The organism is Klebsiella sp. GG_Kp146 (assembly GCF_040061975.1).
GTDB lineage: Bacteria > Pseudomonadota > Gammaproteobacteria > Enterobacterales > Enterobacteriaceae > Klebsiella > Klebsiella quasipneumoniae.
The window spans coordinates 162,590-186,570 of record NZ_JBEAHA010000003.1 but is presented as its reverse complement, the minus strand read 5'-3'; the positions used below and the strand labels follow the sequence as shown (position 1 = coordinate 186,570).

Sequence of the window (23,981 nt, the reverse complement as noted above, 5' to 3'; positions counted from 1 at the left end):
ACAACCGATATGTATTACCCCATAATGATAGATTAGGCTGACTCCCTGGTTAGATTATGATGCATTAATGTCATGCCGGCATATGAATTGTTAAATCAGTATGTCTGAAAACTAATAACATTACGGACTGTTTACATGTCATCTCACACCCATATTCTACAAGAAAAGGCTTTGCAGATGATGCAAAGCATTGGTCAAAATATTTATCTTAAGTCCATTATGAGCGGTATGATGCTCATATTGCCTGTCACGATTATGAGTTCTGTGGCGACTTTGATTAAAGTTTTTCCCTTCGCACCGTATCAGGATTTTTTGTTACACCACAATTTAACTCGCTTCTTCGACATCCCGATCACTTTTACGAATAATTTTTTAGCCGTCATTGTCGCTTTCTCCGTCGCCTATACGCTAGCGAAGCATTTCGATGTTGATGGCTTTATGTCAGGCCTGATTTCCATGATCTCTTTCTTTATTCTAACGCCTTATGATGTCGGGGAGACAGGGCCGTTAGGACAATCCTTTTCAATTCCTGGTCAATGGTTAGGGCCCATGGGTCTTTTTACCGCCATTCTGGTAGCGATAATTTCAACACGAATATTTGTGGTGATAACCCGCAAAGGGTTAATTATCAAAATGCCTGAAAACGTGCCAGAATTTATATCCAAATCGTTCTCTTCATTGGTCCCTGGTATCACCATCCTGACGCTATTTACAATTATTTCCGCAGTCATTACCAGCGTTGGTTATGGTAGCATTCATGAAATTATTTATAAATTAATCCAGGTTCCTCTAACATCCCTCGGATCCGGTATTTGGTCAGTTATCTTTGTTGCTGTTGTCGCACAATTGCTATGGTTTTTTGGTCTACATGGTCATGCGATTACGCTCGGTATCGTCGCGCCGATCTGGTTCGCCATGGATGCCCAGCAGCTTGCTGCATATGCTGCAGGCGTAGAATTACCCAACATTACTGGCTTCGCGTTCTTTATGACCTATGGCGTTGCTGGAGATTTATTACCGCTGGCTATTATGCTCGCTTTTTTTGCAAAGAGCGCACGCTATAAAACGCTCGGGAAAATCGCCTTGCCACCGGCCATCTTCACAATTGGTGAACCGATGGCTTATGGCGTGCCGCTGGTAATGAATATTACTCTGGCGATCCCTTATATTTTTATCAATGGCATCATGCTAGGCATTGCCTGGTATTTGACGGTCATTGGCATATTGCCGCGCGTCGCCGGTGTCAGTACGCCAGCCGGTATGCCGATTATTATTTCTGGTTTTATGCAGGGGAGTTGGAAAATAGCCGCTTTCCAGTTTATAGGACTTTTTGTGCGGTTTGCAGGATGGTATTTTTTCTTCAAGACTGCCGACCTTATCGCTTGCCGGGAAGAAAATCAGACGAAAATCATTTGAATGTCCCAGAAAAATGCGCCAGCAACGCCAATTTAGCCATGGTGGGAAAGATGTTAAGTATCAATTACCAAACGAAAAATATTATTGTCGATCATCTGCCGATTATGGTGTGCTGGTCTACTGATTATCCTCAAAAGTCATTTTTGATAAAAGTTTATAAGAGTGTTGAACAGATATCTCTTATCACAAGAGAGGGTAATGATACAATTATCACTCTCGATGCAATATCGTTACAATGCTTTACTTCTTATACGATAGAAGTTCTTACTCATGGTGAAAATGGTGAGAGCAATCTCTTTAAAAATAGTTTTACAACCAGTAACCTTGGTCAATTTTCCGGTCGTTGGGTAAGTGGGGGGCATCACTTCACCGATGATGATAATTACTATCGCGGTAAACGTAATGTGGTGATGAGAAAAACAATTTATCTTGAAGAAGAACTGCTCGATGCCCATATCAGCATTGTCGGACTTGGTTTCTATAAATTGTATATCAATGGTAAAGAGGTAACCCGCGGTGAACTGAATACTGACTGGACTAATTACGCTAAAGTTATTTATTACGATACGTACAGTATAAAACCGTTTATCAATAAGCCGAAAAATGAAGTGGTTGTTGAGCTAGCCGATGGTTGGTTTAATCCTGCGCCGCTTAAATTGTTTGGTAAATATAATCTTAGAGAGACATTAACCATCGGCGAACCACAGGTCATTGCCGATGTCCATATGAAATTTGCAGATCGCGAAATAACTCTCGGTAGCGATGCCGACTGGCAATACTGCGAAGGGGCTTATACCTTTAACAATATCTATTTGGGTGAGCGCCTGGATATGAATTTGTTTCGTGGAGACAACACGACTGATTTGCTGATGCCTGACTGGAAAAATGTGGAGCGGAGCAATGGACCTGAAGGCCGTCTGGTCTCGAGTTTTATTCCAAAAATTAACCATACATTATCCCTGGGTGCAGAGCATATCCACGTTGTAGACGAAGAGAGATTCATTATTGATTTCGGTGCCATCGTGACCGGGTTTATCGATTTATCCATTACCGCGTCTGAGAACCAGCGTGTCGAACTGCTCTATAGCGAACTCGTTGATGAAAACTACCAACTGAATACTGACTCAACCCTTGCGGGATTTGTTGGCAAAGAGGTTGCTGAAGGCGTGATCATTGACGGCGGAATGGGAGCACCGGCGAGAGCGGAGCAGAAAGACGCCTTTGTATGCCGCAGTGGGAAGAACCATTTTGTCAATACCTTTACCTGTCATTCGTTTCGCTATGTGCAGATAAGCGGTATTAATATCGAACAATTAAATAATGTTCAGGCTCTTTCAGTACATACTGTACTGAGAGAAAACGGTGGCTTTTATTGTTCTGATCCTTACATTAATAAGCTTTTTGAGGTTGCCAAAAGAACTAAACTGAACAACATTCATTCGGTATTCGGGGATTGTGCACGTGAACGTTTCGCCTATGGCGGCGATCTCGTCGCGCTTGCCCGGTCGCAAGTGTATCAGTTTGACTCTGCCGCTATTTATAAGAAAACTATTTTTGATTTTATCAATGATATTCGCCCCTGTGGTGGGGTGACGGAAACCGCGCCATTTATGGGAATTAAAACCAATGGAGTCGGCGGGGAGGCGGGTCCTCTGGGCTGGCAACTGGTATTACCCTATTTGATTGCTATTCATTATCGACATTATGGCAATGTCAACCTGCTGGCCGAAAGCCTGCCATTTCTTGAAAAGCAAATCCTTTCACTGGAAATGCACAACTTCGAGGACCTGGTGACCTGCTGCCTGGGTGACTGGGGAAGCCGCGATCATGATATGCGTCATTACAAAAATGGCTCGCCGGCTCTCCATTTCACCAGTGCTTGTTTCTATTATTATCATTTGTTAATTATCGCAAAAATATGTGAAGATCTTGGGTTAAAAGAAAAATGGTTAAAATATATTAGTAAGGCCAATAAACTCAGAGAGAAAATTGTATCACTCTATAAGAATGCGGATGGCAGTTTTGCCGATCGTAGCCAGACCAGCTATGTTTTTGCAATCTACTTCGATTTGTGTGATGATGTCGAGGAATCATTGAACGCACTGATCGATCTCATCAAAAAAGAGCAAAATGTTATCACTTGCGGGATTTTTGGCCAAAGTTTCGCCTATGAAATATTTCACCGCTATGGTCATAATGAATTAATCCTTGAATGGTTAAGGGTCGAAGCCGGATTCAAAAAAATGCTTAAACATGATGACAGCACATTGAAGGAATTTTTTGGTGATAACCTGAATGGTTCAAATAATCACGCGATGTTCAGTTCCTATACCAGCTGGTTTTTTCAAGCTTTAGGTGGTATTACCGTCGCTGAGGAGGCGGTTGGGGCGGATGTTATTTTAATCAGTCCATCTTTTACTGAGACGATTAACTTTGTGGATTGCTGGCATCAAACCATCAGAGGGCGTATTGAATGTCGCTGGCGGCGCTATAAGAAAGGAATTGAATTAGTCGTCAAAGTGCCATTTAACCTCAAAAAATGCACCCTTAAATTACCAAAGGCGTATCAACTTAATAAACAATTACCTGCGCCGATAGATTGTGATACCTATCATCAGTTTTATGACATTACAGATGCAGGTGAAATAAAAGTACTATTGTAATGATAGTGCATACCCAAACGTTCGCTCCAGTTAGGTACTTTTATGTTACACCATGATATTCATGAAAAGCTACTAGCTTATACCGATAGAGAACTCGAACTGCTTCGCGCTAACTATCAACTGTGTCATAAATTCAAAAGCCATATGGAGCGAAGGTTTTTCAAAGATAATTACATTCATATTGAAAAGCAGACCCGATTTACGAAAATTCCGTTGCATTCTCATGGATTTATTGAGCTTATTTATATATATCAGGGTAAAATGCATCAGAAGATTAATGACGAAAATCTCACCCTGGGTAAGGGTGAGATCCTGCTTATCAACCAGTTTGCCAGGCACGAAATTGAAGCCGCAGGGCAGAATGATATTATCATCAATTTTATTATTAAGACTGAGTTTTTCGGGCGGTTGATGTCCCTTTTTGATGAAAATAACATCATCTCCCGTTTTATTCTTTCAGCAATTAATGGCAGGAAAAAACATGGAGAACATATTCACTTTAAAGTGGGAGAAATTGACGCAATTCAAAGCATTATGCATGTGATCATCAGCGAAATCTATAGCAATAACTCCTTAAAAGAGATTCGCGTCAATTTCCTGGTGGGACTGTTGATGACGGAGTTACTGTCGAATGTACAAGCCAGCGATTATCATATCAATGGGAGTTACAATGAATCTCTTGCCATGGCCGTGTTGAGATACATTGATACAGATTACAAAACAGCCAGCTTGAAGGAGATTTCCTGTCGTCTAAATCAACCTAATTATAAGGTGAGTAAACTGATAAAAGACTTCACCGGTAAGAACTTTAGCGATTTGTTGGTTGAGAAACGCATAGATGTTTTAATCCACCTTCTTAAGCATACTAATCACTCCATTATTGACGTTATCAATATGACGGGTTATGAAAATGCTTCACATTGTTATAAAGTATTTAAAGAGAGATATAATATGAGTATTAAGGAGTATCGTGACCTGAACTCCTGAATGGTAAAATTGGCTCACACTGTCCATGCTATTGCATGTTTTTGTAATAAGTAAAATCGGCAACAACCGATATATAAAAAGGCAAGCAGGGTTATAACGCAGGTGGCATTCTTTAAATAAAATCAGTTAAGCAATAAAAATAATAATTTGATTTATTTATATCTCTTACCTGATGGAGTCAGAAGAATGAACCCCAGAATTATTATTCCAGGCGTTATCTCATGTTTACTTCCTGCTACCTTTTGCCATGCGGCAAATCTCAGCGACGACGGCAGCTTTAAATTAAATGGATATGGCATGGTCGCGGGAGATTTTCAGAGCGAATTAAATCGGCCAAAAAATATGTCGTTGCATACCGACCCCACAGGCCCTAATCAGGATCCCCGCGGCAAAATGGGCGATTTAGGAAACAGTTTCTGGCACGATTACTGGACATCCATGGCGATAACCAAAAAATGGCAGGGTCTGGTTTCCCCCGAACAATGGGCTGATTATACCTATGAAATGGTGGGTTATGGCGATAAAACGGTAGAAACGGCACAGAATTATGGGCGCTTTGGCGGACTCTCCTTTCTCCCCGAGGGCGCAAACATATGGGCTGGGCGTCGTTACCTCGATCAACGTATTAATATCTTCGCCTACAATACCAAAGAAGTACATATTGATTCCGGCCTCGGTTATAACAGTAAAAATTTTGATTTAAACGTTGGTACCGACCAGATCGACTGGTCCAGCGATACCGCGCCGCAGGCGATAGAGGGCTCGCGGCGCATCGTTGATATGGCTTATCGTTTCGATCAGACAGAACTGGGTATGACCTATGTTAAAGAAATTGATGACCCATTGGGTACCGGCAAGCAGCAAGCAATCAGTTTTTCCGCGAAATACAGCATGCCGTCTTTTTGGGGGGTGGCAAAGGGACAATCTACCGTCAAATTACAGTACGGCAAAGGGGTGATCGCTCCTTATTTGAACACCAGTCGTATTACCGTCCTTAGCGAAGAGGGCGATTCTTCAATGCGCTTTTCCACCGACGGAAACTTGACGTTGTTTGATGATTTTGCCGTCTCGCCGGCTTTCATCTATGAATATACTAAGCGTGAAAAAACGACTGACCGAACCACCTTTATACCTGATACAGGCTATTCAGGTGGGGACATGATCTATGGTTCCGCAAATGAAACTGGGATCTTTACCGGCGTAAATGTTAAGCAAAATATTCATCACCAAAATCTTTCCATGTTGTATGAAGTCATGGTGAATAACACAATCAATAAAAATGGCGTCGAAGGCGCCAGCGGTGTCGGCTACAAAATTGCCGCCGGACCGGCACTACAGCTAGATGTCCTACCGTATGTTGCGCCAATTCTCAGTTTGACGGTCACCTACGCAGGCGGGGATAAAGAGGTCACGTTATTGCCGAAAGACTCGGAGTGGCGAGTCGGGTATCGAATGGAAGTCTGGTTCTAAAACATTACTACATCACTACAGGATATTACCCTATGAACAAACACGTCGCTGCTATGCTGATGATGCTTATTATTCCGCCTGCTTTTGCGCAAACACCATTAGCAGACAGCAAAACGATTATTATTAAACCCAGCGCTCTGGCCGTTGAGATGGTGCCTGATATTGCCTATTCATTTACGCAAAATATCATGGGGCGACCGCTCCAGTTATCGATGGATTTACTCAAGCCTTATGCTGATAAACCATTACCTGCCGTAGTATTTATTACCGGCGGCGGCTTTCTCGATGCGCCCAAATCAAAATTTATCGGTCAGCGGGTGGATATTGCCCGGGCCGGTTACGTCGTCGCCAGCATTACCTATCGAGTCGTACCCAATGTGACTTTCCCGGGAATGGTTGAAGATGCGAAAACGGCGGTCAGATTTCTACGCGCCAATGCCGAAAAATTAGGCATCGATCCCAACCATATCGCTGTGATGGGCGAGTCGGCGGGAGGGTATTTAGCCGCCATGGTGGGCACCACCAGTGGCCATAAGGAATTTGATCAGGGAGAGTATTCAAATCAAAGTAGCGATGTGCAGGCGGTAGTTGATCTCTATGGCCTGTCTGATCTGACGAAAGTCGGCGCTGACTTCTCCGCGGATATTCAAAAAGCGCATCAGTCACCGGCCATTCCTGAGGCGATGCTGGTTAATGGTATTCCCTGGCAAGGTGGTGGCGCTATCTCCGCCTATCCCGAAAAGGCCAAACGGGCTAATCCCATTACCTGGATTTCGGAAAAAACGCCGCCTTTTCTGCTAATGAACGGCGATGCCGACAATGTGGTCTCACCCAGCCAGTCAACGCTTTTACACGATGCGCTGGTGGCTAAAAAAATACCGTCAACTCATTACGTGGTGCAAGGGGCGGACCACGCAGGTTTAATGTGGTATCAGCCTGAAGTATCGAAAATTATCATTAATTTTTTAGATAAAAATCTCAAAGGTAAGCATCAATAATACGTTATAGGATCAGGTCAATAAGATGAAAAAAATATTTTTATGCTGCGCTGCCGGCATGTCAACCAGCATGGTAATGAATAAAATGAAGCAAGCGGCCGCGGCGAAAGGGATTGCCGTCGATATTATTGCTGTTTCAATGGATGATTTTGACCGCACGTTGCCAAATTACGATTGCTGTCTTTTAGGACCGCAAATTAAATATAAATTCGAAGAATTTAATAAAAAAGCCACTGCGGTGGGCAAGAAAGTCGCCATTATCGATAGCATGGATTACGGCATGATGCGTGGCGATAAAATTCTTGATGCGGCGCTGGCGCTGCTTGATGAACGTTCACTCAACAAGTAGGGAAACCGTATGGATATGGAAGCAACCGTCATGGAACTCATCATCAACGCCGGTGAATCCCGCAGTCTGGCAATGCAGGCGCTGCAGGCCGCCAGAAAAGGGGCATGGCATGACGTTGATAACCTGATGGAGGGCGCTGCTGATGCCGCAAAACGCGCGCATGATGTACAAACCATGCTTATCGGTATGGATGAGGGCTGCGGCAAGGTGCCGGTTAATCTTATTCTTGTACATGCTCAGGATCATATTATGACCGCCATGCTTGCACGGGAGTTGATCGCGGAACTGATTGAGGTTCAGCGTCAGCTGCAGCATCGCGGCAGGTAAGATATGTCGCCGCCGGAGGTGCGGCGGCGACAGCCATCAGATATTCTCCAGTCGAATGCCCCGGGTTCTCGGGCCGAAGATCCCCACTGACAGCATTACCATCAGCATACTGACGACGATAAAGCTAATCACCCCCGGCGTGCCGGCATATTGCAGAATAATGCCGATCAGGATGCTGGTCACCGCGGTCGAGAGCCGGCTGAACGAGTAGCAGAAGCCGACGGCGCGGGCGCGAATATGGGTCGGGAAGACCTCGGCCTGGTAGGCGTGGTAGCTGATGGTCAGCCAGGCGTTGGACCAGGTGATCATAAACCCGCAGATCACCAGCAGAACCGGACTGTTCTGCAGGGCAAACAGGGTGCCGAAGATGACGGTCATCAGCGCGGAGAGAACGATCTGCCACTTGTTCTCAAAGCGATGCACGAAGCGGGTGCAGAACAGGCAGCCCAGCGGATAGGCGAGGGTGATAAAGAAGGCGTACAGCAGACTGTGGGTAATGTTGGCGCCCTGGCCGGAGAGCAATGCCGGCAACCAGTTGCCAAAGCCGAAGAAACCGATCGCCTGGAAGAAATTCATCACCATCAGCATCAGGGTGCGCTGCCGATACTGCGGCGCCCAGATTTCGCGGAAGGTGCCGCGTTTGACGACGCTCTCCGCCGCCTGCGCATGCTTCGGCGACGGCGTCAGGCCGCAGCGGGCTTCCATCGCGCACATCACCGCATGCGCCTCATCATGCCGCCCTTTGGTTTCCAGCCAGCGGGCTGACTCCGGCAGTTTTTTGCGGATAAACCAGATCGCCAGCGAGAACAGCGCGCCGAAGATGATCACCCAGCGCCAGCCGCTGAGGCCGAAGAGGGTGGTTGGCACCAATATCCAGGACATCAGCGCCACCGCCGGAACCGACAGAAACTGGATAAAGAAGGCAAAGGCGAAGGCTTTATTGCGCAGGTGGGTAGGGACCCATTCGCTGAGGTAAGTGTCAATGGTCACCAGCTCAATGCCGAGGCCGATTCCCACCATAAAGCGGAAGAAGATCACCCCTTCCGCGCTGCTCTGGGTCGCCATCAGCAGCGAGAAAAAGCCGTACCAGGCGAGCGCCACCATAAAGGTCAGCCGGCGTCCCAGCTTGTCCGCCAGCGGCGCCAGCAGGCTCGCGCCGATAAACAGCCCCATAAAGGTGGCGGAGGCAAAGGCCGCCTGATCGGCGATGCCAAAGATCCCCGCCGCGCCGGTGTGGAAAATACCCTCCGCCAGCAGGCCCGCACTAATGTACCCGGTCTGGAACAAGTCATAGAGCTCGAAGAAGCCGCCGAGGGAGAGCAGGGTGATAAACGACCATAACCCGAAGGAGGCGGGCAGCGCGTCAATGCGTCCGGTTAAGCTGGCGTGCGGTTGTCCTGGCGAAGCATAGGGCGTTTCGCCGAGAACCTGGGTGGTAGACATGGTGTTGTGTTCCTCAGGAAGAATGGTTTGCCTGCTAATGTTAAGTGATTGTTAATAGTTTTAAATTTTTAATCTTCAGCGTTAACGGCAATCTTTAGCGCAAGATCGCGCCGTACAGGCGGAAAGTTGAGATTCATGCTGCTTTTCGCCGCACGTCAGGGGAAGAATTGAAGTAAATCACCGTGGACGGCAATGCTCCCCGCCTGGCGTTATCGCGCTGCCCAGGGTCCGGGCCAGACAGAGTAAACGAATCCTCACCGGCGGCGTTTTCCCGCTTTACCCGCTATTACGCCGGGCTATAATGTGCCCACTTTCATACAGGAGTCATGCGTTGGACAGTCATCCTTATTGTTTTTCTCCGGCAAGCTAACGCGACTGTTTTCGCTGCTTGCCGAACCGGCGGGCAGCAATCTTTGATTACCGGATTGCCTCCCTTAATGTAGTGATTCGCGACCGTACGCGAGAGGCACCGTTATGTTTCTGTTTCCCACCAGCTTATTTCCTCCACCATCACCCGCCCGCTAATTGCCCGGCGCGGCTGAGCGCGACATCAATAATTTTTGGCTTTCTGTTATCTGGAGGAAGGCGCGATGGTATTTCCTTATATGACACATTTACTCGCGGCGATGCTGCTGGGAGCGCTGATCGGCGCGGAAAGACAGTGGCGGCAACGTATGGCCGGCTTGCGGACCAATGCGCTGGTGGCCACCGGCGCGGCGGTGTTTATTCTTAGCGCGATGTCGGCGTCGCCGGACAGCCCCGGGCGCATTGCGGCGCAGATCGTCTCCGGTATCGGCTTCCTTGGGGCAGGAGTGATCATGCGCGATGGCATGAACGTTCGCGGCCTCAATACCGCCGCCACCCTGTGGTGCTCGGCCGGTATCGGTGTCCTCTGCGGCCTGGGACAGTTCTGGAACGCGACGGCGGCGACGCTGATTATTTTGTGCGCTAATATCCTGCTCCGCGAAGCGGCGCAGCGCATTCATGCCTTGCCGGGCGCCGGAGACGAAGAGAAACGCTATATCTTGCGCGTCACCTGTTTACGCGAGCATGAAAAGGCCGTGCGTCAGCTGCTGCTGAATATTGCTCAGCAGCAGAGGTTCACCCTGCAGGGGCTGCAGTCGGCGGCGGCAGATACGGCGGATCAGCTGGAGATTTGCGCGGAGCTGATTAGCCATAAGCAGCATCACAAAACGCTGGCGCAGATTATGGCGCAGGTGGCCGGCCAGCAGAACGTCACCTCGGTACACTGGCGCGTCGGAGAAGCGTAGAGACAGGCGGCGGGGCAGCAGACATGGCCGCTCGCCGCGCGATTCGCCAACCCGCGGGAAAGCGGCTAGAATGGCCTCCTGCTGGAGGTTATAAGAATGTTAAATAATGGATGTGTGCCGTCGGGATCTGGCCAGACTATGACGACGGCTGATTTTCGCTTTACCCGCGTGATGGCCGAGCAGGCGGCGCGTGCCCGTCTGACGCTGGACGACGATCAGCTGTCGCTCATCGCCCGCCTCGACGCCCTGGGCCAGCAGCTGTTGTCCGCGCCCGGCACGCCGCAGGGACTGTACGTTTGGGGACGCACCGGGCGAGGGAAAAGCTTTATTCTCGACCACTTTTTTGCCAGCCTGCCGCTCGCCGCCAGGCGTCGGGTCCATTTTCATCACTTCTTCCGCGAACTGCATCAGCGGCTGAATGCCCCCGGCGCGCCCGGCCTGCAGGCGGTGATGATGCAGATGACCTCCGGCTGCCGCCTGCTGTGCTTTGACGAATTTCATCTTCACGACCCCGGCGACGCCATGCTGATGAAGGCGCTGCTGGAACACCTTTTTCAACGGGGCATCGTGCTGCTGGCAACCTCTAACTACCCGCCGGAGATGCTGCTGCCTAATCCGCTGTATCACGATCGCTTTTTACCGTCGATCGCGCTGATCCGCGCCCATCTGGCGGTCGTCGCGCTTAACGGCGAGGAGGATTATCGCGAACGGCACCTGAGCCAGGATAACGCCTTCTGCAGCGGGCGGCTATGGGTTAACCCGAGCGAACAACAGCGTCAGCTGTACGATCTGCCCTCGCTGCCTGCCGAACCGGTTCCGCTGGCGGTAGGCTATCGCACGCTGCAGGCGGCCGCGGCGTCACCCGACTTGCTCCATTTCTCTTTTGCCCAGCTCTGCCAGGCCGCCACGGCGGTGATGGACTATCTGTCGCTCAGCGAACGTTATGCCGTCTGGTTGCTGGACGAGGTGCCGCCGCTGGCCACGGTAGGGCCGGCGGCCCAGCAGCGCTTTATCAACGTGATTGATGTGCTGTATGAAAAGCAGATCCGCCTGCTGCTGGTGACCCGCTGCGACCTGGAGACGCTGGTGGCCGGGGTGGAACTGGAGGATATTCAGCGAACGCGGAGCCGCCTGCAACAGCTGCCGCGGGCGGTATAAAAAAACGCCCCGGCGGGTGCCGGGGCGAGGGAATCACAGGTCGAAACGGTCGAGGTTCATGACCTTGGTCCAGGCGGCGACAAAGTCATGCACCAGCTTCTGCTGCCCGTCGGCGCAGGCGTAGACTTCCGCCAGCGCGCGCAGGACCGAGTTGGAGCCAAACACCAGATCCACGCGGGTGGCGCTGTACTTCGCTTCGCCGGTTTTACGGTCGCTGCCGGTAAACAGCTCCGCCCGATCATCGGCCGCTTTCCAGACGGTGGCCATATCCAGCAGGTTGACGAAGAAGTCATTGCTGAGCACGCCGACGCGGTCGGTAAACACCCCGTGTTTGCTGCCGTCGTAGTTGGCGCCCAGCACGCGCAGTCCACCCACCAGAACCGTCATCTCCGGAGCGGTTAAGGTCAGCTGCTGCGCTTTATCGATCAGCAGCGTTTCCGTCGACACACCGCCCTCGATGCGACGGTAGTTGCGGAAGCCATCCGCCAGCGGCTGCAGCAGGTCAAACGACTCGACGTCGGTCTGCTCAGGCAGGGCGTCGACGCGGCCTGGAGTAAACGGCACGTTGACGCTGACGCCGGCCGCCGCCGCAGCCTGCTCCACGCCGACCACGCCAGCCAGCACGATGATATCGGCCAGCGACGCTTTGCCGGAGGCGCGCTGGATCGCCTGCAGGGTCGGCAGCACCCGACTGGCGATAGCATTGACCGGCCAGTCTTTCTGCGGGGCCAGCGCCAGACGCGCGCCGTTGGCGCCGCCGCGCTTATCACCGCCGCGGAAGGTGGAGGCGGAGGCCCAGGCGACCGACACCAGCTCACTCACCGACAGGCCGGCGCCAGCGATGGCGGTTTTCAGGCTGGCGATGTCGTCCGCGCTCGGCTGATGGGTCGCCGCCGGCAGCGGATCCTGCCAAATGAGATCTTCTTTTGGTACTTCCGGTCCGAGGTAACGGGATTTCGGCCCCATATCGCGGTGGGTCAGCTTGAACCACGCCCGGGCGAACGCCTCGTTAAAGGCCTGCGGATCGTTGAGGAAGCGACGGGAGATCTTCTCAAACTCCGGGTCGAAGCGCAGGGTCAGGTCGGTGACCAGCATGGTCGGTTTGCGCTTTTTACCCGGGTTAAACGGATCCGGGATAATTTCCGGCGCGTCTTTGGCTTCGAACTGGATAGCGCCCGCCGGGCTGCGGGTCTGCACCCATTCGTATTTGAACAGGTTCTCGAAAAAGTAGTTGCTCCACTGGGTGGGCGTCTGCGTCCAGACCACTTCAAGACCGGAGGTGATGGCATCCGCGCCTGCGCCGCTGCCGTAGCTGGAGTGCCAGCCCAGACCCTGAGCTTCCAGCGGGGCGGCTTCCGGCTCGGCGCCGACGTGGCTGGTCTCGGCTGCGCCGTGGGTTTTACCCAGGGTGTGGCCGCCGGCGATCAGCGCGACAATCTCTTCATCGTCCATCGCCATATTGCCGAAGGTGGCGCGAATGGCCGCCGCGGCGGACAGCGGCTCGCCGCTGGCGTTAGGGCCTTCCGGGTTAACGTAGATCAGCCCCATTTCGGTGGCGCCGATGGCCTGTTTCGCCAGGCTTTCCGGGTGACGGTGGGCCAGCCACTCTTTCTCATCGCCCCAGTCGACGTCCAGATCCGGTTCCCAGACATCTTCACGACCGGCGCCAAAGCCAAAGGTGCGGAAGCCGGCGTTTTCCAGCGCCACGTTACCCGCCAGCATGTAAAGGTCGGCCCAGGAGATTTTCTGGCCATATTTCTGTTTCACCGGCCACAGCAGACGGCGGGCTTTATCGAGGCTGACGTTATCAGGCCAGGAGTTCAGCGGCGCAAAGCGCTGCTGTCCACGACCCGCGCCGCCGCGACCGTCAACGGTGCGGTAGGTGCCGGCGCCGTGCCAGGCCATACGAATAAACAGACCGATATAGCTGCCCCAGTCTGCCGGCCACCACTCTTGCGAATCGGTCAGCAGCGCTCTGAGGTCAGCCTTCAGCGCGGAGTAATCGAGCTTTTTAAACTCTTCCCTGTAGTTAAAATCCTCACCCAACGGGTTGGAACGACTGGAGTGCTGGTTCAACAGATCGACACGCAGCTGGTTAGGCCACCAGTCGCGGTTGCCGGTGCCGCTGCCGGCGCTCTGCTTGGGCGTCTCGGCGTGGAAAGGGCACTTTCCGGCGGATGCGTTGTTGGATGGGTCGTTAGACGTGCTCATATCAGGCTCCGTTTGCTTTTGTGAATGCCGTTACGATATACACTGCTACCAATAAGCGATATTTGAATGAGTCTACGGATTTAATAGCTAATTCCGTTCAACGAAGGGCGAAACACCCTCTTATATGCCCTGGCGGATCCAGGGGTAAAAAATAAACCTCATCATTAACCATAGTCGTAACGAGACGGCAAAGGAAACGATCTGTATCAAACGGGCAGAAGGAATGCTAATTGTTTGAGATATGACAATTTTACTATGAGAAAAGGATGAGGGTTTTCCGCTGCGCGAGCGTAACGAATGCCCGGCGCAGGGGTTGTTGGCAGACGCAGAATAAGCTAATACTTAGACACCATGTGACTGGCGCTAAAGACAGAATACTGTTGGGGAGCATGGTCAACGTCGCCGCGCGCCTGGGCATTACCGCTATCTGGAGATAAGTTATGCCTGAATTAGCTTCTTTAATGGCCTTTGCCGCGGTGGCGCTGGGGTTAGTGTTAACCCCTGGCCCCAATATGATGTATCTCACTTCGCGTTCGATTTGCCAGGGAAAACGCGCTGGCTTTATCTCCCTTGCCGGGGTGGCCGTGGGTTTTTTCTTCTATATGTTGTGTGCCGCTTTCGGCATTACCGCGTTGGTTTTCGCGGTCCCTTATGCTTACGATGCATTGCGTTTGTGCGGGGTCGCTTATTTGCTCTATCTGGCGTGGCAGGCGATTAAACCGGGAGGGCGGCCGATATTCGCGGTGCGCGACTTACCCGCCGACAGTGGGCGTAAGCTGTTTCTGATGGGATTTATCACCAGCCTGGCGAACCCCAAAGTTGCCATCCTGTATTTGTCCCTGCTGCCGCAATTTATCACCCCCGGACTCGGCAGCGTGCTCAGCCAGTCGTTAATATTAGGCTGTACCCAGGTATTAATCAGCGTGGCGGTGAATGGCCTGATTATCTTGCTGGCCGGGCAGGTGGCGCTTTTTCTTGGTCGGCGGCCGGGCTGGCAACAATTTCAACGCTGGCTGATGGCGACGGTACTGGCCGGGATGGCGGTTAAGATCGCTTTTGAGGCCAGAAAATAACCGGGTTTACCGGGGAAAGGGGAGCCAGCGAGACCTGTCGCTGGCCAACCTCGCGCCCTGATGCCTTTCTCTCACTGCGCAAGGCTCTCCACGCTCTAACATGCTGATACATTTCTGCCAGATCATTAGCAACCTTTCAGTAGGGCTAACGCCGCGATAAGGCTATGCTTCCCGGCCGTTACGCCGTTGGTTTTTCCCGTGATCCAGGTGATGTACCGCTAATGCCCCTTTTGAGAGATGAAATTCGCGACCACTCCGCGGAAGAGATGCTGTTTATCCGCCGGGCCGCAATCGCCTTTCTGCTGGTGGTGGTCTGCTTTGGCGTGCTGATTTTCAACCTCTACCATCTGCAGGTGGAGCAGCACGATTTCTACCAGACCCGCTCCAACCAAAACGATATCAAAATGCTGCCCATCGCCCCCAGCCGCGGGCTGATATTCGATCGCAACGGCATTCCGCTGGTGCAGAATATTACCCTGTATCGCCTGCAGGTGATCCCGAGCAAAATTCCCGATATGGCCGCGCTGCTGCAAAGCCTGACGCCGATTGTCGACCTGACGCCGGATGACATCGCCAGTTTCCGCGACGATATGCACCACAGCAGCCGCTATAAAGCGGTTACCCTCAAGTCCGACCTCAGCGACGTGGAGGTGGCCCGCTTCGCGGTCAACGAATTCCGTTTCCCCGGGGTGACGGTGGAGAGCTACCAGCAGCGTGAATACCCCTACGGCGCAGAGCTGGCGCACGTGGTGGGCTATGTGTCGAAAATCAACGACAGCGACCTGCAGCGGCTGGCGAAAGACGGTGAAGAGGAGAACTATGCTGCCGACCACAATATCGGCAAGCAGGGGATCGAAGGCTATTACGAAAAAGCGCTCCACGGCACCACCGGCTACCAGGAGGTGGAGGTGGATAACCACGGCCGGGTGGTACGTCTGCTGAAAGAGGTACCGCCGGTGGCCGGGAAAAATCTCTACCTGACCCTTGACCTGCACCTGCAGCAGTATATTGAGTCGGTGCTGAAGGGGCAGCGCGCGGCGGTGGTGGTGGTCGATCCTCGTGATGGCGGGGTACTGGCGATGGTCTCCAGCCCCAGCTACGATCCTAACCCGTTCGTCAAAGGCATCGGCTATCAGGCCTATAAATCGCTGCTGGATAACCCCGACCGACCGTTAATCAACCGTGTCACCCAGGGGCTGTATCCCCCGGCCTCGACGGTGAAGCCCTATATGGCGCTCTCGGCGCTCTCCGCGGGCGTGATCACGCCGAATACCACCTTCTTCGGGGCGCCGACGTGGACGCTGCCGGGCACGCAACGCCGCTATCGCGACTGGCTGAAAACCGGCCACGGCATGCTCAACGTCACCAAAGCCATTGAAGAGTCCGCAGACACCTTTTTCTACCAGGTTGCCTTCGAGATGGGTATCGACCGGATCCATGAGTGGCTGAGCAAGTTCGGCTACGGCCAGTCTACCGGCATCGATCTCAATGAGGAGTATGCCGGGGTGCTGCCGAGCCGGGCGTGGAAGCAGCGGGTGCATAAAAAGCCCTGGTATCAGGGGGATACCATCTCCGTCGGCATCGGCCAGGGATACTGGATCGCCACCCCCATCCAGATGGTGAAAGCGCTCACCACGCTGCTGAACAACGGCAAGGTGCAGGATCCGCATCTGCTCTATTCGATGAAGCAGGGCAATCATGTGGAACGTTATCAGCAGCCGGCGAACCTGCCGCAGGTCGGCGATCCGAAATCCCCGTACTGGGGCATTGTGCGCAACGGCATGTATGGGATGGCGAATCTGCCCAACGGCACCGGCTACAAACTGTTCCACACCGCGCCGTATCAGATTGCGGCAAAGTCCGGGACCTCGCAGGTGTTCAGTCTGAAGCAAAACCAGACCTATAACGCCAAAATGATCCCGGTGCGTCTGCGCGACCACATTTTCTATACCCTGTTTGCCCCTTATCAGCATCCGAAGGTGGCGATGGCGCTGATCCTGGAGAACGGCGGCGGGGACGGGGTGGTGGCCGGACCGACGGCGCGCGCCATCCTGGACCATATTTTTGTCCCGCAGCAGGCGCCGGCGGCGGCCGCCGACGTGCCGCAGCGGGAGAGCGCGGACGCCCAGTAAGCGGCAGGACTTATTCCGCAGGCGCATCGTTCATAGAAATTGGTTATTTGTCCCCTTATCTTCCCGGCGGCATAGTATTTTTAAGGAACATGACGAGTGAGGAGGAAGGGTGACACGTAAGCGATTATTGCTGGTTCAGACCGGGACGCCCCCGGCAGCCATCCGCGAGGAGCATGGCGATCTGCCGCGCTGGTTCCGCACGCTGCTGGCGCCATGGCAGGCGCAGCTCACCGCGGTACGGGTGTTTGAGGACGAGCCGCTGCCGGCGCCGGATCGCCAGACGGTGGCGGTGCTGACCGGCTCCTGGGCGATGGTTTCCGACCGCCTGGCGTGGAGCGAACGGACCGCCGACTGGATCCGTCAGGCGGTGGCTATCGGCATGCCGCTGTTCGGCGTTTGCTATGGCCATCAGCTGATGGCTCATGCCCTGGGTGGCGAGGTGGCGTATCATCCAGCCGGACGGGAAAGCGGCAGCCAAACCGTTTCGCTATCGCCGTGGGGTGTCGACGACCCGCTGCTCCGGGACCTGCCGGCCGCCTTTCCCGCGCATCTGAGCCATATGCAAACCATTACCCGCCTGCCGGAGGGGGCCACGGTGCTGGCCGCGTCCGCACACGACCCCCACCAGATCGTGCGCTACGGGCCGCATGCGGTCTCCACGCAGTTTCACCCGGAATTCACCGCGCCGATTGCCCGCGCGCTGATCCGCTACCGGGAGGCGGTGCTGCAGGCAGAGGGCATCGACCCGCAGCGGTTATACGATGAGGTGCAGGAGAGCCCGCAGGCCGCGGCAATCCTCACGCGCTTCGTCAGCGCCTTTCTGCCCCCTGATGCACCCGGCCATTAATCCCCTGCAGTGAATAGCACCCGCCAGCGGCGACGCCGGCGGGACATCTCGTGGGCCAGGTCGACGACCGCTTCGACGCGCAGCGCGTCAGCCGCCTGCGCCGTCAGCTCCGGTAAAGCATACTTCTGACGCAGGGCGACCAGCGCCTGCGCCTCGGGCGGCGTCCGGGCGCGGACCTGTGCGGCCAGGCGCTGCTGTAGCGGCCTGAAGGCCGCCTCATCCAGCGGCGGCAGCTGGCGCAGAAAGGTTTTGCAACAGCGCAGCAGTTCCACGGCGCGGCGATCCGGGGACTGGAGCGCCATCAGCAGCCCGTCGCGATCGGCGACGCGCTGATAGCGGCAGCTCACCACATAGCCAATCTGCTGCTCTACCCGCAGGCGCTGGAAGAAGAGCGGTTCGCAGCGCTGCGCCAGCACCCGCAGAGCCGCCAGCGAGGCGCCATCCGGCAGCGGAATAAAGACCAGCAGCGCCGTATCGCCCCCGGGGAAAGCCAGCCGTTCGACGCCGCGCCGGCAGGGGCCGGGGAGGCTGCCCGGCGGGTTGACCGGGACGGTAAGCAGGCTCAGCTGGCGCGCGACCCACCGCGCATCCTCCGCGCTGCCGCCGGCCAGGGCCGCCAGCCAACCAGCCTGATGCTCTGATGTGGCCAACCGTTCGGGGAGCTGGGCCATGAGATGATGGATAGCAATACTCTCCGGCGGCGGGGCCAGCGGGTCGGCCGGGAGCGCGAGCTGCCGCACGATGGCCTGCAGAATAGCCTCCGGCCGCCGGCCGGCAGCTGGCAACTGCAGGAGCAGCTGCCAGCTGCCGTCGAAGCGATGCCACTCGCCGTGGCCCCCGGCGTGGCGCAGCGCGGCGAGCAGCGGGCGCAGCTGTTCCCCGCGCGCCAGCCCCTCGGCCTGATTTGGCGAGCAGGAGAAGGGCGGTCGGAGCAGGAGCCTCGGCGGCTCTCCCGGTAACGGGAGGTGGAGCAGCGGCGCGGCTTGCTCCGGGCTTTCGGCCACGAGGCCGCCAGCGGCTTGCGGATAAAAAGCGAATTTCAGCGCCGGGGCAGTGACCGGGCGGCGGCGCCAGCGGCTGAGCGGCAGGCTAAAGCCCTGGGTGGCAACAGGCTCCCCTGGGGAAAGGGTCTGGCAGGCCAGGCTGACCGTAGGGGCGGCCTGCAGGGCGGCGCAAAAATCGGCGAACCCGGCGGGCGGCGCGCCGGGGGCAAAGCCGAATGCCCGCTGGCGCAGCTGATCGAGGGGCGACAGCGCCTGAAAACGGCGCCGGGACAGCTGATAGTAGTGTTGCTGCTGGTCTGGCGTCGTCCGCTGTAGCGCCTGCAGCCAGTGGGTTATCTGCCGGTCGACCTGTTCCGGCTGGTCGCTGGCGAAGACCAGCGCCAGCCAGCCGAGGTGCCGATCCTGATACAGCCAGCTCAGCGCTACCTCTTGCGCCTGACCACGCTGGCGCAGCCCGGCCATCAGGCTGCCGGGGGCTTCATCGAGCAAAAACTCGCGCAGTAAGGTGACGTTGTCACTTAAGGCGATCAGCGGACAGCGCCACAGGGCGGGCCGGGCGTCGACCGCCAGCTGCAGTTCAGTGGTCTCGTCCAGGCACAGCGGCGCCGCCGGCGGCGGAGCCTCGCCTGCGGCAAACCCGGCGGCGAAACGGACCGCCAGTTCGCCGAGCGCCTCCAGCGACTGCGGCCCCTGCAGCCAGAGCTGCATCCGCCGGGCGACGTAATGGGTGTGGTGAAAATCGCGTAAGGCCGACTGCAGTGCAGGGCGATCGCCCTCCAGCGCGTCGGCGCTGCCTACCTGAAAGCGGCGAAACGCCGCGGGCGCGCTGGCGGCGTGACGAACGGCGGCTTCCCGGCGCGACGGCTCATGCTGCTGGATAAGGCGGTACTCGGCGTCAATCACCGCCACTTCGCGCTGAATATCTTCCCTGAGCAGCCGCGGCGCCTGCAGCATCTCCTGTAGACGTGCGACACCGTCAGCCAGAGCATCGGCGGCGACCTCGAAAAAAAACGCGCTATGGCGGGCCAGGGTGGTGGCATTCACGTTTCCGCCCTGGCGCTGCACCCAGCCCATCAGCCGGTCATCATCCCGGTAGCGCTCACCGCCGTAAAACAACAGGTGTTCCAGCAGGTGCGCCAGCCCGGGGAAGCGCGACGGTTCGTGGTGGCTGCCGGCGGCGACCCGCGCCAGGGCCGCCGCGCGTTCGGCCTGCGGCTGATGGACCAGGGTGGCCTGCAGGCCGCCCGGCAGCGTGACGGTGCGGGTCGCCAGCGTCATTACAGGTCCCGGGTTTTGTAGATCAGCTGCGAGCTGGCCCGGTTGCGGAACTGCAGCTGGCTGACTTTTATCTCGCTGCAGGCCGCTTCGCGCCGGGCGTCGAGGATTTTGTGATGATGCGGAGATTTGCTGCACACCGGGTCGGCGTTATCGGCGCTGCCGGTCAGCATAAAGGCCTGGCAGCGGCAGCCGCCGAAGTCTTTCTCTTTTTCATCACAGGAGCGGCACGGCTCCGGCATCCAGTCATACCCGCGGTAGCGATTGAAGCCGAACGAGTCATACCAGATCGACTCCAGACTCTGCTCCAGCACCGACGGAAACGCCACCGGCAGCTGGCGCGCGCTGTGGCAAGGCAGGGCGGTGCCTTCCGGGGTGACGCTGAGGAAAATCGATCCCCAGCCGCCCATGCAGCCTTTCGGCCGCTCTTCGTAATAGTCCGGGGTGACAAACAGCAGGTTGGTGAGGTTGCCGCTGGCGGCCATTTTCTGCCGGTAGTCGGCGACCACCTGCTCGGCGCGGGCGATCTGCTCCCGGGTCGGCAGTAGCCCCTCGCGATTGAGGAACGCCCAACCGTAGAACTGGCAGGTGGCTAGCTCAACGTCATCCGCTTCCAGCTCAATGCACAGCGCGATAATTTTATCCAGCTGATCGATGTTGTGCCGGTGCAGAACGAAGTTGAGCACCATCGGATAGTCGCGCGCTTTCACCGCTCTGGCCATCGCCAGCTTCTGCTGGAAGGCTTTTTTGTTACCGGCCAGCGCGGCGTTGAGCACTTCATCGCTGGCCTGGAAGCTAATCTGGATATGGTCCAGCCCGGCCTCGCTGAAGGCGTCGAGTTTGCTCTCCGTCAGCCCTATCCCGGAGGTGATCAGGTTGGTATAAAACCCGAGGTCGCGCGCGGCGCGGATCAGCTCCGGCAGATCCTTACGGGTCAGCGGTTCGCCGCCGGAAAAGCCCAGCTGTACGCTGCCCATCGCCCGCGCCTGGCGAAAGACCTCGATCCATTGTTCGGTGGTCAGCTCTTTTTCCTGTTGGGCGAAGTCCAGCGGATTCGAACAGTAGGGGCACTGCAGCGGGCAGCGATAGGTTAGCTCCGCCAGCAGCCACAGCGGCGGATTGACGGCGGGTTTATGCTGGCTCACGGCAGGTGATCCACTTCTGTTGACAGGCTATCTCCAGGAACTCGATGACGTCGTTATCAACGCCCCCGGCTTCCGGGAAGCGGTCGTTGAGCATGGCGATAATCGCCGCGACGTCGCGCCGGCCGTCCACCAGCTCGAGGATCGCCGCGGCGGTCTCATTGAGTTTGGCCATTCCCTCCGGATAGAGGATCACATGGCTCTCCTGGGCGGCTTCCCACTGCAGGCGGTAGCCGCGACGAAAGGCGACGATGGAGGTTTTTTGCATGGTTACACCAGTCGGGTCGTGTGCCAGGCCGCCTTGTCGGTGACCGTATGATAGGGCGGGCGCTGCAGGGCATAGGCCATGGTCATGGCGTCGAGCATCGACCATAAAATGTCGAGCTTAAACTGCAGGATCTCCAGCATCCGGTTCTGTTTTTCAGCGCTGTCGCAGTAGGCCTTCGCCAGCGCCAGGCCATGCTCCACGTCGCGGTTAGCCTGGCTCAGACGGCTGCGGAAGTAAAAATAGCCTTCCTCTTTGATCCACGGATAGTGCTGCGGCCAGCTGTCGAGGCGCGACTGATGGATCTGCGGGGCGAACAGCTCGGTCAGGGAGCTGCAGGCCGCCTCCTGCCAGCAGGCGCGACGGGCGAAGTTAAGATAGGCATCCACCGCGAAGCGCACGCCGGGCAGCACGTGGCGCTCGCTGAGCAGATCGTCGCGACTCAGACCGACCGCTTCCCCCAGCCGCAGCCAGGCTTCAATCCCGCCGTCCTCGCCGTGGCTGCCATCGTGGTCGAGAATCCGCTGCACCCATTTGCGCCGGGTCTGCGCGTCCGGGCAGTTGGCCATGATCGCCGCGTCTTTCAGCGGGATAGTGGTCTGGTAATAAAACCGGTTCGCCACCCAGCCCTGAATTTGCTCGCGGGTCGCGTCGCCGTTATGCATGGCGATGTGGTAAGGGTGGTGAATATGGTAGAAGGCGCCTTTGGCCCGCAGGGCCGCTTCAAAGGCCTGCGGCGACAGCGTGTCGGTGATCAGCATGCGATATCCTGAAGGGTGATACCCATCCCGTCCCAGCTCACTTCAATCCCCTGCTGCGTCAGCGCCTGACGCTGGGGAGAGTGCTCGTTAAGGATCGGGTTGGTGTTATTGATATGAATAAGAATTTTGCGTTTTGCCGGCAGGGAGGCCAGCAGGGCCATCATCCCGTGCTCATCGCCGAGCGCCAGGTGGCCCATATCGCGGCCGGTATTGCGCCCGACGCCGGCGGCCTGCAGTTCGTCATCCTGCCAGACGGTGCCATCGATCAGCAGACAGTCCGCTTTTTGCAGCCAGGGCAGAATGGACTCATCCGGCTCACCGAGCCCCGGAGCGTAGAACAGCGTCTGCCCGTTGCGGCGGTTTTCGATAAACAGCGCCACGTTATGGCCCGGCAGCGGCCGGTCGCGATACGGCGAATAGGGCGGCGCGTTGCTGGCGATAGGCACCGCGGTAAACCGCAAATCAGGACAGGCGTCAACGGTAAAAGGCTGCTGCGGCGCGATGGGGTGATGCACCAGGCCGCCGTTCCAGTGGCGCAGCATGGTAAACACCGGGAAGCCGGTGGAGAGATCCTCATGGACCTCCGGGGTGCACCACACCTGATGCGGGCAGCCTTCGCGCAGGCTGAGTAACCCGGTAGTGTGGTCGATCTGGCTGTCGGTGAGAATAATGCCGGCGATATGCGTTCCGCGCAGCACGCCGGCTTTATTTAACTCGGGCGTGTGGGCAATCTGCTGGCTGATATCCGGCGAGGCGTTGCACAGCACCCACTCTTGACCGTTATCGCTGACGATGATCGACGACTGGGTGCGGGCGCTGGCCTGGATCGTGCCGTCGCGCAGACCCTGACAGTTGGCGCAGTTGCAGTTCCATTGCGGGAAACCGCCGCCGGCGGCGGAACCGAGGACTTTAATGAACATGAAGACGGACCGGGTAATGAAAAAAGAGGCCCGCGCGAACGGCGGGCGGGGCGATTAGCGGTTAGAAATGTACAGCGTCACTTCCAGACCGAGACGTAAATCGATAAAAGCAGGTTTCTTCCACATGTTTTGTTCCTCTTAAAAATGACGACAGGCCTCACGGATAATGCAGGATCTGTGACGGCCGCCGCATATTGCGCTTCACCGGGAGAGAGATCAACCCGGAATCTGTAAGGAATTAACTTTATGTTTACAATATAACCTATTGT

The 23,981-nt window shown here is 55.6% G+C and carries 20 protein-coding genes and 1 riboswitch; of the genes, 12 read left to right on the top strand and 8 right to left on the bottom strand.

Annotated elements, in window-relative coordinates; translation table 11 throughout:
- Positions 1 to 180: 180 nt before the first annotated feature.
- From ABLU95_RS05380 to ABLU95_RS05350, 7 genes are all read left to right on the top strand, one after another.
- A complete protein-coding gene (locus tag ABLU95_RS05380) occupies positions 181 to 1,416 on the top strand; it encodes a PTS transporter subunit EIIC (RefSeq protein ID WP_348879042.1) in 1,236 nt (411 codons plus the stop codon).
- Positions 1,417 to 1,466: 50 nt separating this feature from the next.
- Entirely contained in the window at positions 1,467 to 4,079 is a 2,613-nt protein-coding gene (locus ABLU95_RS05375; protein ID WP_348879041.1) for a family 78 glycoside hydrolase catalytic domain, read from the top strand.
- 42 nt (positions 4,080 to 4,121) lie between these two features.
- Positions 4,122 to 5,066: a helix-turn-helix domain-containing protein gene (locus ABLU95_RS05370; RefSeq protein ID WP_032452973.1), complete on the top strand. Its 945-nt coding sequence runs from the start codon at positions 4,122 to 4,124 to the stop codon at positions 5,064 to 5,066.
- A gap of 186 nt (positions 5,067 to 5,252) precedes the next feature.
- Entirely contained in the window at positions 5,253 to 6,536 is a 1,284-nt protein-coding gene (locus ABLU95_RS05365) for a carbohydrate porin (RefSeq protein ID WP_152842721.1), read from the top strand.
- A gap of 32 nt (positions 6,537 to 6,568) precedes the next feature.
- Positions 6,569 to 7,534 (top strand): alpha/beta hydrolase, encoded by a 966-nt coding sequence (locus tag ABLU95_RS05360; RefSeq protein ID WP_348878973.1) that lies wholly within the window; start codon positions 6,569 to 6,571, stop codon positions 7,532 to 7,534.
- Positions 7,535 to 7,559: 25 nt separating this feature from the next.
- Complete coding sequence (locus ABLU95_RS05355; RefSeq protein WP_023289808.1) at positions 7,560 to 7,883, top strand: PTS sugar transporter subunit IIB; 324 nt, start codon at positions 7,560 to 7,562, stop codon at positions 7,881 to 7,883.
- 9 nt (positions 7,884 to 7,892) lie between these two features.
- Positions 7,893 to 8,210 (top strand): PTS lactose/cellobiose transporter subunit IIA, encoded by a 318-nt coding sequence (locus tag ABLU95_RS05350; protein WP_180265899.1) that lies wholly within the window; start codon positions 7,893 to 7,895, stop codon positions 8,208 to 8,210.
- 36 nt (positions 8,211 to 8,246) lie between these two features.
- Here the strand turns inward: ABLU95_RS05350 and ABLU95_RS05345 are convergent, their stop codons facing one another.
- Positions 8,247 to 9,653: an MFS transporter gene (locus tag ABLU95_RS05345; RefSeq protein ID WP_348878972.1), complete on the bottom strand. Its 1,407-nt coding sequence runs from the start codon at positions 9,651 to 9,653 to the stop codon at positions 8,247 to 8,249.
- A gap of 590 nt (positions 9,654 to 10,243) precedes the next feature.
- Here ABLU95_RS05345 and ABLU95_RS05340 point away from each other — a divergent pair.
- Positions 10,244 to 10,924 (top strand): MgtC family protein, encoded by a 681-nt coding sequence (locus tag ABLU95_RS05340; RefSeq protein WP_032452970.1) that lies wholly within the window; start codon positions 10,244 to 10,246, stop codon positions 10,922 to 10,924.
- 96 nt (positions 10,925 to 11,020) lie between these two features.
- Positions 11,021 to 12,082 carry a cell division protein ZapE gene (gene zapE, locus ABLU95_RS05335; protein ID WP_348878970.1) on the top strand — a complete coding sequence of 354 codons (1,062 nt, stop codon included), beginning with the start codon at positions 11,021 to 11,023 and terminating at the stop codon, positions 12,080 to 12,082.
- A 33-nt stretch (positions 12,083 to 12,115) separates the two neighbouring features.
- Here the strand turns inward: zapE and katG are convergent, their stop codons facing one another.
- On the bottom strand, positions 12,116 to 14,293 hold the full coding sequence (gene katG / locus ABLU95_RS05330; protein WP_044523422.1) for a catalase/peroxidase HPI: 2,178 nt from the start codon (positions 14,291 to 14,293) through the stop codon (positions 12,116 to 12,118).
- A gap of 343 nt (positions 14,294 to 14,636) precedes the next feature.
- Positions 14,637 to 14,716, top strand: a riboswitch (ZMP/ZTP riboswitch).
- Between the two features lie 17 nt (positions 14,717 to 14,733).
- Here katG and ABLU95_RS05325 point away from each other — a divergent pair.
- From ABLU95_RS05325 to ABLU95_RS05315, 3 genes are all read left to right on the top strand, one after another.
- Positions 14,734 to 15,366, top strand: coding sequence for a LysE family translocator (locus ABLU95_RS05325; RefSeq protein WP_023289802.1), 633 nt, complete (start codon positions 14,734 to 14,736; stop codon positions 15,364 to 15,366).
- 221 nt (positions 15,367 to 15,587) lie between these two features.
- A complete protein-coding gene (gene mrdA / locus ABLU95_RS05320; protein ID WP_032452966.1) occupies positions 15,588 to 17,498 on the top strand; it encodes a penicillin-binding protein 2 in 1,911 nt (636 codons plus the stop codon).
- A gap of 109 nt (positions 17,499 to 17,607) precedes the next feature.
- On the top strand, positions 17,608 to 18,345 hold the full coding sequence (locus tag ABLU95_RS05315; RefSeq protein WP_023289800.1) for a glutamine amidotransferase: 738 nt from the start codon (positions 17,608 to 17,610) through the stop codon (positions 18,343 to 18,345).
- On the opposite strand, the gene pqqF is transcribed toward ABLU95_RS05315, so the two are convergent.
- Genes pqqF through pqqA form a run of 6 tightly spaced genes read right to left on the bottom strand, consistent with a single transcriptional unit; the run spans position 18,342 to position 23,838 of the window.
- On the bottom strand, positions 18,342 to 20,627 hold the full coding sequence (gene pqqF / locus ABLU95_RS05310) for a pyrroloquinoline quinone biosynthesis protein PqqF (protein ID WP_348878966.1): 2,286 nt from the start codon (positions 20,625 to 20,627) through the stop codon (positions 18,342 to 18,344). The two genes, ABLU95_RS05315 and pqqF, sit on opposite strands and share 4 nt — an antisense overlap.
- Complete coding sequence (gene pqqE / locus ABLU95_RS05305; protein WP_087777050.1) at positions 20,627 to 21,769, bottom strand: pyrroloquinoline quinone biosynthesis protein PqqE; 1,143 nt, start codon at positions 21,767 to 21,769, stop codon at positions 20,627 to 20,629. The genes pqqF and pqqE overlap by 1 nt, the downstream gene beginning before the upstream one ends.
- A complete protein-coding gene (pqqD, locus tag ABLU95_RS05300) occupies positions 21,756 to 22,034 on the bottom strand; it encodes a pyrroloquinoline quinone biosynthesis peptide chaperone PqqD (RefSeq protein WP_348878965.1) in 279 nt (92 codons plus the stop codon). Before pqqD ends, pqqE begins: the two co-directional genes overlap by 14 nt.
- 2 nt (positions 22,035 to 22,036) lie before the next feature.
- A complete protein-coding gene (gene pqqC, locus ABLU95_RS05295; protein ID WP_023289796.1) occupies positions 22,037 to 22,792 on the bottom strand; it encodes a pyrroloquinoline-quinone synthase PqqC in 756 nt (251 codons plus the stop codon).
- Complete coding sequence (gene pqqB, locus ABLU95_RS05290; protein ID WP_348878963.1) at positions 22,786 to 23,712, bottom strand: pyrroloquinoline quinone biosynthesis protein PqqB; 927 nt, start codon at positions 23,710 to 23,712, stop codon at positions 22,786 to 22,788. Before pqqB ends, pqqC begins: the two co-directional genes overlap by 7 nt.
- Positions 23,713 to 23,766: 54 nt before the next feature.
- The gene (gene pqqA / locus ABLU95_RS05285; RefSeq protein ID WP_002905689.1) at positions 23,767 to 23,838 is read right to left on the bottom strand and encodes a pyrroloquinoline quinone precursor peptide PqqA; all 72 of its coding nucleotides are present in this window, start codon (positions 23,836 to 23,838) and stop codon (positions 23,767 to 23,769) included.
- Positions 23,839 to 23,981 lie beyond the last annotated feature (143 nt).